General features: G+C 68.4%; 7 protein-coding genes, 1 tRNA gene and 1 rRNA gene. 1 reads left to right on the forward strand and 8 read right to left on the reverse strand.

Annotated elements, in window-relative coordinates:
• Positions 1–44: 44 nt before the first annotated feature.
• The 6 genes from pgsA to M1203_RS30810 form a co-directional block, all read right to left on the reverse strand.
• Complete coding sequence (gene pgsA / locus M1203_RS30785; protein ID WP_249953103.1) at positions 45–737, reverse strand: CDP-diacylglycerol--glycerol-3-phosphate 3-phosphatidyltransferase; 693 nt, start codon at positions 735–737, stop codon at positions 45–47.
• The gene (gene rimO, locus M1203_RS30790) at positions 734–2251 is read right to left on the reverse strand and encodes a 30S ribosomal protein S12 methylthiotransferase RimO (RefSeq protein ID WP_249953104.1); all 1518 of its coding nucleotides are present in this window, start codon (positions 2249–2251) and stop codon (positions 734–736) included. The genes pgsA and rimO overlap by 4 nt, the downstream gene beginning before the upstream one ends.
• Before the next feature lie 49 nt (positions 2252–2300).
• Complete coding sequence (locus M1203_RS30795; RefSeq protein WP_249953117.1) at positions 2301–3074, reverse strand: helix-turn-helix domain-containing protein; 774 nt, start codon at positions 3072–3074, stop codon at positions 2301–2303.
• Positions 3075–3412: 338 nt separating this feature from the next.
• On the reverse strand, positions 3413–6241 hold the full coding sequence (locus M1203_RS30800) for a DNA translocase FtsK (RefSeq protein ID WP_249953105.1): 2829 nt from the start codon (positions 6239–6241) through the stop codon (positions 3413–3415).
• Positions 6242–6430: 189 nt separating this feature from the next.
• Positions 6431–7099 (reverse strand): two-component system response regulator, encoded by a 669-nt coding sequence (locus tag M1203_RS30805; RefSeq protein WP_030350075.1) that lies wholly within the window; start codon positions 7097–7099, stop codon positions 6431–6433.
• Positions 7100–7376: 277 nt separating this feature from the next.
• Entirely contained in the window at positions 7377–12920 is a 5544-nt protein-coding gene (locus M1203_RS30810; protein WP_249953106.1) for a HAMP domain-containing protein, read from the reverse strand.
• 270 nt (positions 12921–13190) lie between these two features.
• Between M1203_RS30810 and M1203_RS30815 the strand changes: the two genes are divergently transcribed.
• The gene (locus M1203_RS30815; protein WP_249953107.1) at positions 13191–15842 is read left to right on the forward strand and encodes a SpoIIE family protein phosphatase; all 2652 of its coding nucleotides are present in this window, start codon (positions 13191–13193) and stop codon (positions 15840–15842) included.
• 51 nt (positions 15843–15893) lie between these two features.
• Here the strand turns inward: M1203_RS30815 and M1203_RS30820 are convergent.
• Positions 15894–15966, reverse strand: a tRNA-Thr gene (locus M1203_RS30820).
• Positions 15967–16108: 142 nt separating this feature from the next.
• Positions 16109–16203, reverse strand: a 5S ribosomal RNA gene (gene rrf / locus M1203_RS30825); the annotation flags it as partial.

Here is a 16203-nt window from a genome sequence, read left to right on the forward strand (position 1 = left end):
GGCCTCCCCGCCGCTGTCCCGCACCACCGAGGGCCCTACGGCACTCACCGCGCGGACTCCGCCGCCGCACGCTCCGCCGCGAGCCCCTGGCGCCGCAGAACGACCGCCTGCCGTACGTAGTCCAGTCCCGTCAGCACGGTCAGCGCGACGGCCACGGCCATCACCCAGAACCGCAGCGTGGCCAGCGGCCCGGTCAGCGCGAGTACGTACATCCCCACGGCCACGCCCTGCGCCAGCGTCTTCATCTTGCCGCCCCGGCTGGCCGGAATGACCCCGTGCCTGATCACCCAGAACCGCATCAGCGTGATCCCGAGTTCACGGAAAAGGATGACGCCCGTCACCCACCACGGCAGATCACCGAGCGCGGATAGACAGATCAGCGCCGCTCCCATGATCGCCTTGTCCGCTATCGGATCGGCGATCTTGCCGAAGTCGGTGACCAGGTTGTACGCCCGCGCCAGATGCCCGTCGAAGACATCCGTGATCATGGCGACGGCGAAAGCGGCCCAGGCCCAGGCGCGCCAGACAGGGTCGAAACCGCCGTCCTGGAGCAGCAGCAGTACAAAGCCGGGGACGAGCACCAGCCGCATCATCGTGAGGATATTGGCGATGTTCCAGAGACTGGCCTGATTGACCGCCGCGGCCCCCAGCTTGCCGCCGGGCGCCTGCTTCGAGCCGTTGCCACCCGGCACCGGTGTCGCGCCGCCGCCCGCCGCGGACGCCGGGACTCCGGTCATCTGGCAGCCTCCTCGCCCGGGACCCGGAAGCCGTCCCCCGGAAGGTCGTGATACTCGGCCACGAGATCCACGCCCTCGGTACCGACCACCTTGGCCTCGACCATGAGCCCGGGGCGCAGGCCCTCGCCGGAGGTGAAGATCACCTGGCCGTCGGTCTCCGGCGCCTGGTGGGCCGCGCGGCCGACCGCCGCCTCCCCGTTACCGCCCTCGGGGTCGATCGACTCGACGAGCACTTCCAGGGTCTCGCCCAGGCGCTCCTCGGCACGCTGGGAGGTCAGCTCCTCCGCCAGCCGTGACAGGTGCGCCAGCCGCTCGGCGATCACGTCACCGTCCAGCTTGTCGGCGTAGGTCGCGGCCTCCGTACCGTCCTCGTCCGAGTAACCGAAGACGCCGATGGCGTCGAGCCGCGCCCCGTTGAGGAAGCGCTCCAGCTCGGCGAAGTCCGCCTCGCTCTCACCGGGGAAACCGACGATGAAGTTGGAGCGCACTCCGGCCTGCGGCGCCTTGCCCCTGATGGTCTCCAGCAGCTCCAGGAAGCGGTCGGTGTCCCCGAAGCGACGCATCGCGCGCAGCACACCCGGAGCGGAGTGCTGGAAGGAGAGATCGAAGTACGGCGCGACCTTGGGGGTCGAGGTGAGGACGTCGATCAGGCCCGGCCGCATCTCGGCGGGCTGGAGGTAGCTGACGCGCACGCGCTCGATCCCGTCGACGGCCGCCAGCTCCGGCAGCAGCGTCTCCAGCAGCCGGATGTCACCGAGATCCTTGCCGTACGAGGTGTTGTTCTCGGAGACGAGCATGACCTCCTTGACGCCCTGCTCGGCCAGCCAGCGCGTCTCGCCCAGCACATCGGAGGGTCGCCGGGAGATGAAGGAGCCGCGGAAGGACGGGATGGCGCAGAAGGAGCAGCGCCGGTCGCAGCCGGAGGCGAGCTTCACGGAGGCGACGGGGCTCTGGTCGAGCCGCCGCCGCAGGGGCGCGCGGGGCCCGGAGGCCGGAGCGACTCCTTCGGGAAGGTCCTCGGGGGCCGGCGCCACCTCGGCCTGGGACTGCGCGTGGCCGGGCAGCGCCACCTCCGCGCCCTGGCGCTCGACCGGGCTGAGCGGCAGCAGCTTGCGCCGGTCGCGGGGCGTGTGCGAGGCGTGGATGCCCCCGTTGAGGATGGTCTGGAGCCGGTCGGAGATATCGGCGTAGTCGTCGAATCCGAGCACGCCGTCGGCCTCGGGAAGGGCTTCCGCCAGCTCCTTGCCGTATCGCTCGGCCATGCAGCCGACGGCCACGACGGCCTGGGTTCTGCCCTGATCCTTGAGATCGTTGGCTTCCAGCAGGGCGTCGACGGAATCCTTCTTCGCGGCTTCGACGAAGCCGCAGGTGTTGACGACGGCGACATCCGCCCCCGAGGCGTCCTCGACGAGCTCCCAGCCGTCCGCTGCCAAGCGGCCTGCGAGCTCCTCCGAGTCCACCTCGTTACGGGCGCAGCCAAGAGTGACAAGGGCGACGGTACGGCGTTCGGGCATGGGCTCAAGACTACTTTGTCCTGGCCCCGCCCCCGCCGTGCAGGGTTGCTCAGCCCGCCTCGGGGTCGCCCTGGGTGTACGAGAGTCGTTCAACCTGGCCCGGCTCGAACTCGTCCTCGACCTTCTTGCCGTTCACGAAGAGCTCGATCGCACCCGCGTTCCCGAGGATCAGATCGATCTGCTCGTCGTCCTGGAAGGTCTTCGAGTCGCCCTTCTTCAGCGTTCCGTCGAACAGCAGCTTGCCATTGGACGATTTGGCCGAGACCCAGCTCTTGTCGTCTATGGCCGACAGCTTCACCGTGACCTTGTCGAGCGGGGCGGCGGCGATGGCGCTGTCGGACGGCTCGGGTTTGGGGTCGGCCGACTTGGTGGGGCTCGGCTTGGTGCTCTTGTCGGGCTTCGCCCCCTCGGCGACCTGCTTGGTCTTCGCGCCGTCGTCCCCGCCGTCGAACGCCGTGAAGCCGACGAAGCCGACCACCGCGACGATCGCCGCGACCATGGCCGCGGTCCAGTTGGGCCGGGGGCGCTCCGGCCGGATCCGCTCGGCCTCGAACAGTGGCGCCGCGGGCGTGGGAACCGGCCGCCCGCCGTGCTCGGAGTCGAACTGCTCGACCAGCGGCACGGGATCGAGCCCGACCGCGAGAGCGATCATACGGATGTGCCCGCGGGCGTAGACATCGCCGCCGCAGCGCGAGAAATCGTCCTCCTCGATCGCGTGCACGATGGGGATGCGCACCCGCGTGGAGCCGCTGACCTCGTCGACGGTCAGATCCGCGGCGATACGGGCCCGCAGCAGCACCTGGCCGATCGAAGGCCGTTCCACCGCGGGGGAGTTGGTGTCGGAATCGGCGCCGTCGGGGACGTGGTCCTCGACCTGGCCGTCGTTTTGATCGTCGGAAGCGTTGCCGTCAGGGGAATCTGGGGACTTGCCGTCGGGGGATTTGCCGATGGACACGGGGGCGCCTTTCGAGCGTGTAGCCACCTGCTGGACGTTCAGTCTATGGGTGGTACGAAAGGGTGGGGCAACCGGGCGGACGCGCTTTGTACGCCATCAGAATGGCCGGACGGCGCAGTGGAGGAACACAACGCTCTTCCTCTCTCCAACTTGACGTATGCGCACGGGAAACGGTTGCCCTCGGATTGCCTCGGGATTCCGATTCCCTACGCGGGAGACTCCCCGCGGATCACCGCGAGCACTCCATCGAGTTCGTCGGCCTTGACCAGGACGTCGCGGGCCTTGGAGCCTTCGCTCGGGCCGACGATGTTCCTCGATTCCATGAGGTCCATCAGCCGGCCGGCCTTGGCGAAGCCGACCCGCAGCTTCCGCTGAAGCATCGAGGTCGAACCGAATTGTGTGGAGACCACCAGTTCGGCCGCCTGGCAGAGAAGGTCGAGATCGTCGCCGATGTCCTCGTCGATCTCTTTCTTCTTCGCCGTGCCGACCACGACATCGTCCCGGAAGACCGGTGCCATCTGATCCTTGCAGTGCTGGACGATCGCCGCGACCTCGTCCTCGGTGACGAAGGCGCCCTGCATACGGGTCGGCTTGTTCGCTCCCATCGGAAGGAAGAGGCCGTCTCCCTTCCCGATCAGCTTCTCCGCGCCCGGCTGATCGAGGATGACCCGGCTGTCCGCCAGGGAGGATGTCGCGAACGCCAGCCGCGAGGGCACGTTCGCCTTGATCAGACCGGTGACGACATCGACCGAAGGACGCTGGGTGGCCAGCACCAGATGGATCCCGGCGGCACGGGCCAACTGGGTGATGCGGACGATCGAGTCCTCGACGTCACGCGGCGCGACCATCATCAGGTCCGCCAGCTCGTCCACGATCACCAGCAGATACGGATACGGCGACAGCTCACGCTCGCTGCCCTCCGGAGCCATGGCCTTGCCGTCGCGCACGGCCTTGTTGAAATCATCGATATGGCGGTACCCGTATGCCGCGAGGTCGTCGTAGCGAAGGTCCATCTCCCGTACGACCCACTGCAGCGCCTCGGCCGCGCGCTTGGGGTTGGTGATGATCGGCGTCATCAGATGCGGGATGCCCTCGTACGCGGTCAGCTCGACCCGCTTGGGGTCGACAAGGACCATCCGGACGTCCTCCGGGGTCGCCCGGACCATCACCGACGTGATGAGGCAATTGATGCAGGACGACTTTCCTGAGCCGGTCGCGCCCGCGACCAGTACGTGCGGCATCTTCGCGAGGTTGGCCATCACATAGCCGCCCTCGACGTCCTTGCCGAGCGCGACCAGCATCGGATGGTCGTCCTCGGCCGCGTCCGCGAGCCGCAGTACGTCACCGAGGTTGACCATCTCCCGGTCGGTGTTCGGGATCTCGATGCCGACCGCGGACTTGCCGGGGATCGGCGAGATGATCCGTACGTCGGGGCTGGCGACGGCGTACGCGATGTTCTTGGTGAGGGCGGTGATCCGCTCGACCTTCACGGCCGGGCCCAGCTCCACCTCGTACCGCGTGACCGTCGGGCCCCGGGTGAAGCCGGTGACGGCCGCGTCGACCTTGAACTCCTTGAAGACATTGGTGAGGGAGGCGACGACGGCGTCATTGGCGGCGCTGCGCGTCTTGCCCGGACCGCCGCGCTCCAGCAGATCGAGCGAGGGCAGCGAGTAGGTGATGTCCCCGCGGAGCTGGAGCTGTTCGGCGCGCGGCGGCAGCGGCTTGTCACGCGCCGGCGGCGGCTTGGTCAGATCCGCGACACCGGCCGCGCCGGCGGGCGCCCGCTCGGCCTCACGCGCCGTCGGCAGGGGTACGGAGGGCTCCGCCGCGTCCTCGACCGGCTGCTCTTCGAGGGGCGCCTGCCGCTCTCCTGGTCGCTGCCCCGGCTTCCGCCCACGGTCCACGGAGACGCTCTGGGTGAGGTCCGCGACGATCGGCGAGGGCGGCATTCCGTTGAGGACGGCACCGTCCAGCGCGGCCGCGGCGGCCGCGGCCACATCCACGGCGTCCATCGGGCGGTCCATGAACGGCTGCACGGAGGCCCTGCGCGGCCGGCGCCGCTGGGAGAGCGCCTCCACCTCGGCCCGGTCGGGGTCGTACTCTGCGGGGCCCCCGCCCCGGCGCGTGGCCGGACGCCGCCCGCTGGAGGGCAGCGCCTCGCGCCACTGCTCGTCGTACCGTTCGTCGTCGTCGAACCGCTCGTCGTCGAAGTGCTCCGGCTCGGGGTCGGGCCGGATGATCCCGAGCTTGGTGCCCAGCAGCCGCAGCCGCTGCGGGATGGCGGCGACGGGGGTGGCGGTGACGACCAGCAGGCCGAAGAGGGTGAGCAGCAGAAGCAGCGGTACGGCGAGGACTTCGCCCGTGGTGAAGATCAGTGGGGTGGAGGCGGCCCAGCCGATCAGTCCGCCGGCGTCCTGTATCGCTTCCGTGCCCTCGTCGCGCCCCGGGGCCCCGCAGGCGACATGGACCAGCCCGAGCACGCCGATCACGAGCGCCGAGAGGCCGATGACGATCCGTCCGTTGGCCTCGGGCTTCTCGGGGTAGAGGATCAGCCGGACGGCGATGGCGCCGAGCAGTATCGGCACCAGCAGATCGAGCCGGCCGAAGGCTCCGGTGATGAGCATCTCGACGAGGTCGCCCACCGGTCCGCGCAGATTCGACCAGGTGCCCGCCGCGACGATGAGGGCGAGGCCGAGCAGCAACAGGGCCAGCCCGTCCTTGCGATGGGCCGGGTCGAGTCCCTTCGCTCCACGCCCTATGCCGCGGAACATCGCGCCGACGCCGTGCGCCGCTCCGAGCCAGACGGCGCGGACGAGCCGGTACACACCGCCGGTGGGGCTCGGCGCGGGTTTGGGTGCCGGCTTGGCGGCAGCCTTTTTCGCGGGAGCCTTCTTGACCGGTGCCTTCTTGGGCGCGGTCTTCTTCGCCGCGGTCTTCTTGGCGGGCGCCTTCGCGGCACCGGTCGTACGGCCGGCCCGCGGCTTTGCGGTGCCCGCCGTGCCCTGGGAACCCTTGCCGGACGTACGTGAGGCCATGATGGTGAGGTTACCGTTGTGAACCGCCGGGGACACGTGTGCCCACCGCTTCACCCGTCCGTGTCGTCCACAACTCGGCAGGAAACTGACGCGGCTTCACCGGTCGCCGGGTCCCGCGACCTCGTCGGACACCGCGCTCGATTCGGACCGGTTCGGATCGATTCGGTCAGCGTGATTCGGTCGGTTCGCTCAGTTCGGCGAGGGAAGTGGCGGCGAACCGCTGCCTGTCCCCGGCTCCAGCGCGTCGAGCGCCCGCCGCAGACCGGTGAGTTTGCGCTCCAGATGGGCGGCGGTGGCCACGGCCGAGGCGTCCGCCGAATCGTCGTCCAGCTGTTTGGAGAGCGCTTCGGCCTGCTCCTCAACTGCCGCGAGCCGCGCGGAGAGTTCGGCGAGCAGCCCGGCCGGCTCCCTGACCTCGCCCGCCCCGGCCAGCTGGAGTCTGAGCAGCTCTGCCTGCTCCTTGAGCTGGCAGTTCTTCATATACAGCTCGACGAAGACCGAGACCTTGGCGCGCAGCACCCAGGGGTCGAACGGCTTCGAGATGTAGTCCACCGCACCCGCCGCGTACCCCCGGAAGGTGTGATGCGGACCATGGTTGATGGCCGTCAGGAAGATGATCGGGATATCGCGCGTACGCTCCCGCCGCTTGATGTGCGCGGCGGTCTCGAATCCATCCATCCCCGGCATCTGGACATCCAGCAGAATGACCGCGAAGTCGTCCGTCAGCAGCGCTTTGAGCGCTTCCTCCCCTGACGATGCCCGCACCAGCGTCTGATCGAGCGCGGAGAGGATCGCCTCCAGCGCCAGCAGATTCTCCGGCCGGTCATCGACCAGGAGGATCTTGGCCTTCTGCACCATGGCCGCCCGCCCTCCTCGCCCCGGCATGGGGCGCCCCCTGCTCGCGGAGCTCGGCGAAACACCGGGCGCCGCCCCAGGGGACGGCTCCCTTACGCCGTCCGTCCTTGTGCCGGTCATCGTAGCCGCACCCCGCCTGTCGCCACACCCTGTCACCGTTATGTCACTGTGCTCGAAGCGGAAACGCGGCGCGGGACCAGAAGGTTCCCCGGATTACGGCGCCTCACACGCCATCGGGCATATTCCGTCAGCACATCACACCGATTCGGGCACCCACCGATCACTTGTCGCGCATCCACTGCTCCATCACCGACAGCAGATGATCAGAGTCGACCGGTTTGGTGACATAGTCGGACGCGCCGGAGTCAATGGCCTTCTCCCGGTCACCCTTCATCGCCTTCGCGGTGAGCGCGATGATCGGCAGCCCGGCGAACTGCGGCATCCTGCGGATCGCCGTCGTGGTCGCGTAACCGTCCATCTCCGGCATCATGATGTCCATCAGAACGACTGTCACATCGTCGTGCTGCTCCAGGACTTCGATGCCCTCGCGGCCGTTCTCCGCGTACAGCACCGACAGTCCGTGCTGCTCCAGCACGCTGGTGAGGGCGAAGACATTGCGGATGTCGTCATCGACGATCAGCACCTTCTCGTTGTCGAACGAGAACGTACGGCTCTCCCGTGGCACCTCCTGACGGCTCGCGCCGGCCGCGCCCGAGCCCCAGGACTCCAGCGCGCGCGGCCCGCCCGCCGGGCCGTCAGAGGTGCCCGGAGCCACGCCCTGCGGCTGGGAGCCACGCTCCCCGGCGCCCGCGCTCTTGCGCCGACGCCGGAACAGGGCGGCGGGACCGGGCAGTTCCGCGGGCGCGGAGGAGCCCTCCAGCCGCCCCTGCGCCTGTCCCGTCCCCTCCGCGGCGCCGTCCTCCGTCTGACGCCCCTGCGGATGGAGACCCGCCGAGGTCAGCTGCTGCATCCCCGCGGGCGTCAGCTGCGGATAGCCCTGCGGAGGCAGCTCGCTGGGGTGGAGCGGCAGATAGAGCGTGAACGTGGAGCCGCGGCCCGGCTCGCTCGCGGCGTGGATCTCACCGCCGAGCAGCCGGGCGATCTCCCGGCTGATGGACAGTCCGAGACCGGTGCCGCCGTACTTCCGGCTGGTCGTACCGTCCGCCTGCTTGAACGCCTCGAAGATGACACGCATCTTGCTCGCCGCGATCCCGATCCCGGTGTCGGTGACCGAGAACGCGATCAGATCGCCGTCCGCGTCCCGCAGCGAACCCGCTTCGAGCAGCTGCTCCCTGATGGCGTCCGGCACATCCGTACCGGCCGGCCTGATCACCAGCTCCACGGCGCCGCTGTCGGTGAACTTCACCGCGTTGGAGAGCAGATTGCGCAGCACCTGGAGCAGCCGCTGTTCGTCCGTGTGCAGCGTCGCGGGCAGCTCGGGCGAGACCCGTACGGAGAAGTCGAGCCCCTTCTCCGCGGTGAGCGGCCGGAAGGTCGCCTCCACATAGTCGACCAGCTGGACCAGTGCGATACGGGTCGGGCTGACGTCCATCTTGCCCGCCTCGACCTTCGACAGATCGAGGATGTCGTTGATCAGCTGGAGCAGATCCGAGCCCGCGCCATGGATCGTCTCCGCGAACTCCACCTGCTTCGGCGAGAGGTTCGACTCGGCGTTGTCGGCGAGCAGCTTGGCGAGGATGAGCAGCGAGTTGAGCGGCGTACGCAGCTCGTGCGACATGTTCGCGAGGAACTCCGACTTGTAGCGCATGGAGACGGCGAGCTGCTCGGCCCGCTCCTCAAGGACCTGCCTGGCCTCTTCGATCTCGGTGTTCTTCACCTCGATGTCGCGGTTCTGCTGCGCCAGCAGTTCGGCCTTGTCCTCCAGCTCCGCGTTGGACTCCTGGAGGGCCTTCTGCCGGTTCTCCAGCTCCGCGGAGCGCTCCCGCAGCTGCTCGGTCAGCTCCTGCGACTGCTTCAGCAAAACCTCCGTCTTGGAGTTGACGCTGATGGTGTTGACGCTCGTCGCGATCATCTCGGCGATCTGGTTGAGGAAGTCCCGCTGGATATGGGTGAACGGCTGGAACGACGCCAGCTCGATCACACCGAGGACCTTCCCCTCGAAGAGCACCGGCAGCACGATCACATGCGCGGGCGCGGCCTCCCCGAGACCCGACGAGATCTTCAGATAGCCCGGCGGCACATTGACCTGGATGGTGCGCTTCTCCTCGGCGGCCGTCCCGATGAGCGTCTCGCCCGGTCGGAAGGATGTCGGCATCGACCCCGCCGAGTAGCCGTAACTGCCGCGCATGCACAGCTCGTACGAGGCGTCCCTGCCGGTGTCCGTACCGACCTGCGGCACCGTGCCGGTCTGCATCGCCAGGAAGAACGCGCCGTGCTGCGCCGAGACCACCGGGGTCAGCTCGCTCATGATCAGCGAGGCCACGTCGTCGAGATCGCGGCGGCCCTGCATCAGACCGGAGATACGGGCGAGATTGCCCTTGAGCCAGTCCTGTTCCTCATTGGCGAGGGTCGTGTCACGGAGATTGGCGATCATCGTATTGATGTTGTCCTGGAGGACCTGGATCTCGCCCGCCGCGTCCACATCGATCTTCAGGTTGAGATCGCCGCGGGTCACCGCGGTGGCGACGGCGGCGATCGCCCGCACCTGACGGGTCAGGTTGCCGGCCATCTCGTTCACCGATTCGGTGAGGTCGCGCCAGGTGCCGTCGACGTCCCGCACCCGGGCCTGGCCGCCCAGCTGCCCGTCCGTACCCACCTCGCGGGCCACTCGGGTCACCTGATCGGCGAACGAGGAGAGCTGGTCGACCATCGTGTTGATGGTGTTCTTCAACTCCAGGATCTCACCGCGGGCATCGATGTCGATCTTCTTGGTGAGATCGCCCTTGGCGATGGCGGTGGTGACCGTCGCGATCTGGCGCACCTGGCCGGTCAGATTGGACGCCATCGAGTTCACGGACTCGGTGAGGTCCTTCCACGTACCGGAGACGCCCGGCACCCTGGCCTGGCCGCCCAGTTCACCCTCGGTGCCCACCTCGCGGGCGACGCGCGTGACCTCGTCCGCGAAGGAGGACAACGTCGTCACCATCGTGTTGACGGTGTCGGCGAGTTCGGCGACCTCGCCGCGCGCCTCGACCGTCACCTTCTTCGTCAGATCACCATTGGCGACCGCGGCGGAGACCCGCGAGATATTGCGCACCTGACTGGTGAGGTTGTTGGCCATGGTGTTGACGTTGTCGCTGAGGTCCTTCCAGATTCCGGTGACACCCCGGACCCTGGCCTGCCCGCCGAGGATGCCTTCCGTACCCACCTCACGGGCGACGCGGGTCACTTCGTCGGCGAAGTTCAGCAGCTGGTCGACCATCGTGTTGACGGTCGTGACCAGATCGAGGATCTCGCCCCTGGCATCGACGGTGATCTTCTTCGACAGATCGCCCTTGGCGACTGCAGTGGTGACCTCCGCGATATTGCGGACCTGCGACGTCAGATTGTTCGCCATGAAGTTGACGGACTGGGTGAGGTCCTTCCAGGTGCCGGAGACGCCCTGGACCTCGGCCTGGCCGCCGAGGATGCCCTCGGTGCCCACTTCGCGGGCGACCCTGGTGACCTGCTCGGCGAAGTTGGACAGCTGATCCACCATCGTGTTGAGGGTGTTCTTCAGCTCCAGGATCTCGCCGCGCGCGTCCACATCGATCTTCTGCGACAGGTCGCCGCGCGCCACCGCCGTGGCGACGCCCGCGATATTCCTGACCTGTGCCGTGAGGTTTCCTGCCATGCCGTTCACGGAGTCGGTCAGATCCCGCCAGACACCGGCGACGCCGGGCACCTGCGCCTGACCGCCCAGCCGGCCGTCCGTACCGACCTCACGCGCGACCCTGGTCACCTGGTCCGCGAAGGCCGAGAGCTGGTCGACCATGGTGTTGATCGTGTTCTTCAGCTCCAGGATCTCGCCCCGGGCGTCCACATCGATCTTCTGCGACAGATCACCGCGCGCCACCGCCGTGGTCACCTGCGCGATCTGGCGCACCTGATCGGTGAGATTCCCGGCCATGAAGTTGACGGAGTCGGTGAGTTCCTTCCACGTACCGCTGACACCGTCCACCCGCGCCTGGCCGCCGAGCCGGCCCTCCGTACCCACGTCCCGCGCCATGACAGTGACCTGGTCGGCGAACGAGGACAACTGCGCCACCATCGTGTTGACGGTGTTCTTGAGCTCCAGCATCTCGCCGGCCACATTGACGGTGACCTTCTGGGTGAGATCCCCATTGGCCACCGCCGTGGTCACCTGCGCGATGTCCCGCACCTGGCCGGTCAGGTTACGGAAGGCCGTGTTCACCGAGTCGGTGAGGTCCTTCCACGTACCGGCCGCGCCCGGCACCTCGGCCTGGCCGCCGAGCCGGCCTTCGACGCCGACCTCCCGGGCGACCCGGGTGACCTCGGAACCGAAGGACTGCAGCTGACCCACCATCGTGTTGACGGTGTTCTTCAGCTCCAGCATCTCGCCCGCGACATCGACGGTGACCTTCTGCGACAGATCGCCGTTCGCGACCGCCGTCGTGACCTGCGCGATGTCCCGCACCTGAGAGGTCAGATTGCGGAAGACGCTGTTGACCGAGTCCGTCAGGTCCTTCCAGGTCCCGGCCGCGCCGGGGACCTGTGCCTGGCCGCCGAGCAGCCCCTCGGCGCCGACCTCGCTCGCCACCCGGGTCACTTCGTCCGCGAAGGTACGCAGCGTCTCCGTCATCTGATTGATCGTCTCGGCGAGCTGAGCCACCTCGCCGCGCGCGCTCACGGTGACCTTCTGCGACAGATCGCCATTGGCGACGGCCGTGGTGACCTCCGCGATACCGCGCACCTGATTGGTCAGGTTGCCGGCCATCGTGTTCACCGAATCGGTGAGGTCCTTCCACACCCCGGCCACCCCGGGCACGGTCGCCTGGCCGCCCAGCTCGCCCTCCGTACCCACTTCCCTGGCCACGCGCGTGACCTCGGAGGAGAAGGACGACAACTGGTCGACCATGGTGTTGACGGTGTTCTTCAGCTGGAGCATCTCGCCGGCCACATGGACCGTGACCTTGCGCGACAGATCACCCTTGGCGACCGCCGTCGTAACGAGAGCAATGTCACGTACCTGAGCGGTCAATCGATACGCCATCGTGTTGACCGAATCCGTGAGGTCCTTCCACGATCCGGACATACCTCGCACTTTGGCCTGGCCGCCGAGCTTGCCCTCGGTACCGACCTCCAGCGCCACCCGCGTCACCTCATCGGTGAACGCCGAGAGCTGGTCGACCAGATTGTTGACCGTACGGGCCACCTTCAGGAACTCGCCGCGCAACGGCCGCTCCGCGCCCTCGGAGGAGTGCGAGCGCAGCTCCATACGCTGCTCCAGATCGCCCTCGGTGACCGCGGAGAGGACCCGGCCCACCTCGGAGACGGGCCGCGCCAGATCGTCCACCAGCGCGTTCGACGCGTCGATCGCGGCAGCCCAGGAGCCCTCGCAGGCCCCGGTCTCCAGCCGCTCCGTGAGCTTTCCCTCACGCCCGACCATGCGCCGTACGCGAGCCAGCTCGCCTGTGAGATGGAGATTACGGTCGGCGACCTCATTGAAGACGGCGGCGATCTCCGTCATCACATCGTCACCGGAGACGGTCAGGCGCTTACGGAAGTTGCCGTCCCGCATCGCCACCAAGGCCGCCAGGAGTCTGTTCAGCTCCGCCGCGTCCACCTCGATGGTCCCATTGCTTCGGGACCGTCCGCCTTTCGCGCGCGTGCCATTGCCACGCGCCGCCGTGCCAGACTCCACCGTGTCCCTCCCGCAGGGGTTGACCGTACTGCCCGAGCTGTCTCCGAAAGCCTGCCCAGTGTTTCACCATGCCCGAACCAGGCCATAACCAGTTCGGCAGCTTCGCATAGCGTCCCCGCCCCCGCAGGGTGGAAACAGCGGCGACCGGCATCCGCTCGGACAGCGAAGGTAAGTAACCTGGCATCCGGCTGTCCAACCGTCCCGGTCCGCCCGGCAGGGGCGGTGTGGCGAAGGTACTACCACCGGGCACAAGGAGGTGCGGGGCCGATCATGGCGAAGCCGGGCGTCGAAACGCGTACGAGGAGTTCTGTGATCACCGCGCGGGCGGCTGCCAGCTTCGACCCTGTCGGGCGGTCCGTCGCGACGGCCCGCGCCTTCGTCCGTGACACGCTCCAGGGATGGGGTTACTCCGACGTCGTCGATGACGCCGTCGTCCTCACCAGTGAACTCGTCACCAATGCGGTGATCCACGCCGGCACCTCCGCCGATGTGCTCTGTCTCCGTACGGAGGACGGCGTCCGGGTCGAAGTGGCCGACCGCTACCCGGAACGCGAGGTCCCCATCCAGGGCACCGGCCAGTCGTTCGGCAGCCCGGACCGCGAGAACGGCCGGGGGCTGCTGCTCTGCGCCGCCCTCGCCTCACGCTGGGGCGTCGAGTACTCCCCGACGCACAAGCAGGTGTGGTTCCAGCTCGACCTGCCCCAGCGCCAGGTGGGCACCCGCACGGCCGGCCCCGTCCTCCCCACCAGCCTGCTCCCCGTCGCCGACGAACGCGTACGGGTGGCCGTCGTCCAGATCGACCGCGGCGGCACCATCGTCAACTGGAACGAGGACGCGGAGCACCTGTTCGGGTACGCCGCCGAACAAGTCACCGGCAAGCCTCTCAACGACATCGCCGCCTGGCCGCACACCCCCGGTATCGGCACGGGTATCGTCGAGGCACTCCAACTCTCCCGCTGGGAGGGCAGTTACGGCATCCGCGGCGCCGACGGCCGGGTCATCCCCGTCTACGCCTCCCATCTGCGGGTGCGCGACACCCGCGGCGAGCCGTCCACGGTCTGCCTTCTCGTACGCGACGACGAACGCGCCGTCATCCAGACCCCATTGCGCGCTCCCGTGACCGACACCGGCTCGGAGAGCCGGAGCACGGACCCCTTCGAGGTCTTCATCGGCTCCCCGGCCCCCGACGATCTCGACGGACTCCTCCAGCGCACGGTGGAGCGCGCCCGCGACATGCTCGACGGCGACTCGGCGTTCCTCCTCCTCGCCACCGACGACGAGACGGAGTTGGAGGTACGGGCCTCCACCGGCCTCCCCTCCGCCCGCCAGCGCTTCGCCCGCGTCCCCGTTGAGGCCGGCACGGGCCGTTACGGCTCCGCCCGCATGCCCGCCGTCCACGACGACCTCACGGCGGTCCCCGGGGCCGTCCCGCTGCTCAACGACACCGGCATGCGCTCGGTCGTGACCGTCCCGCTCAAGGTCGAGGGCAGACTCACCGGATCCCTGGGCGTCGCCGCCGAAGGAGCGGCCCGCTACTCCAACGAGGAGGCGCTGCGCCTCCAGTTCGCCGCGGACCGCATCGCCCTGGCCGTCGAATCGGCCCGCCTCGGCGAACTCGAACGTCTGCGCCGCGGCTCACTCTCCTTCCTTGTCGAGGCCTCGGATCTGCTCGCGGGCACGCTGGACCGCGATCAGACGCTGGCCCTGATGGCACAGATGACCGTCCCCACGCTGGCCACCTGGTGCGCCGTCTATACGATCGCCGACCAGTCGTCGGACCCGTACCTCTCCTATGTGCTGCACGAGGACGAGGACCGCATCGACGGCCTCAAGGCCCTGCTCTCCAAGATCGACCCACCGGACCCGGTCCCCGCGCCGGGCGCCCGCATCTGGACCGCCCCGGCGGACGCGGCGCATCAGGCCGCCCTGCGCACCTCCATGCGGCAGTTGGGCAGAGGTTCGAGCCCGGTCTCCTCCGGCATCGGCACAACGCTGGCCACAGCGGCGGCGGTCGGCGGCGAGACCGTCGTGCTGCCGCTGGTCGCCCGTAACCGCGTCATCGGCATGCTGACCCTCGGCAAGCCCTCGGACGACCATTTCCGCCAGGAGATCCTGGAACTCGCCGAAGACCTCTCCCGCCGAGCGGCGCTCGCCCTCGACAACGCCCGTCTCTACTCGGAACGTACGGCCATCAGCCAGGCCCTCCAGCGCAGCCTGCTGCCGCCGGGACTTCCCCAGGTCCCCGGCGTCGAGGTGGAGGTCATCTACCGCGCGGCGGGCGAAGGCAACGAGGTGGGCGGCGACTTCTACGACCTGTTCCCGATCCGGGACGGCGCCTATGGCTTCGCCATCGGAGACGTCTGCGGTACGGGCCCGGAAGCCGCGGCCGTCACCGGCCTGGCCCGGCACGCCCTGCGTCTGCTGGCCCGCGAGGGCTTCGGCGGCCCGGCCGTCCTGGAGCGACTGAACGCGGCGATCCTCGACGAGGGCGCCCGCAGCCGCTTCCTCACGCTGCTGTACGGCGAGTTGTGGCCCCAGGAGGACGGCAGCGCGGTCCTCAAGGTGGTATGCGCCGGCCATCCGCTCCCGCTGCGCCTGCGCCAGGACGGCACGGTCGAACCGGCAGCGGAACCGCAGCCGCTGCTGGGCGTCATGGAGGATCTGGAGCTGTACGAACAGGTGGTCACCCTCGACCCCGGAGACGTCCTTCTGTGTGTCACCGACGGGGTCACGGAACGCCGAGAGGGCACACGCATGCTGGGCGACGACGGCCTGGCCGATGTGCTGACGACCTGTACGGGCCTGACGGCCGGAGCGGTCGCCTCCCGCGTACTGCGCGCGGTGGAGCGCTTCGCCGCCGAGCCGGCCTCCGACGACATGGCCATCCTGGCGATGCGCGTCCCTGAGCCCCACAACCCCTGACACAGAACACGAAAGGCCCCCGCCGAATGGCGGGGGCCTTTCGCTTACCTGAGCCCCAATACGGAATCGAACCGTAGACCTTCTCCTTACCATGGAGACGCTCTACCGACTGAGCTATTGGGGCGGGGCAACGAGATAAAGCATACACGATGATCAGACGTGCACAGCACCATCCCGAAGGGAAACGGGGGTGGAACACGGGAAACACGGAAGGGGAACGCAGGAATGCCCCGCACCAAAAGGTACGGGGCATTCCCACAACAATTGTTCGGCGGCGTCCTACTCTCCCACAGGGTCCCCCCTGCAGTACCATCGGCGCTGTGAGGCTTAGCTTCCGGGTTCGGAATGTAACCGGGCGTTT

Source organism: Streptomyces sp. 35G-GA-8 (assembly GCF_023534745.1).
GTDB lineage: Bacteria > Actinomycetota > Actinomycetes > Streptomycetales > Streptomycetaceae > Streptomyces.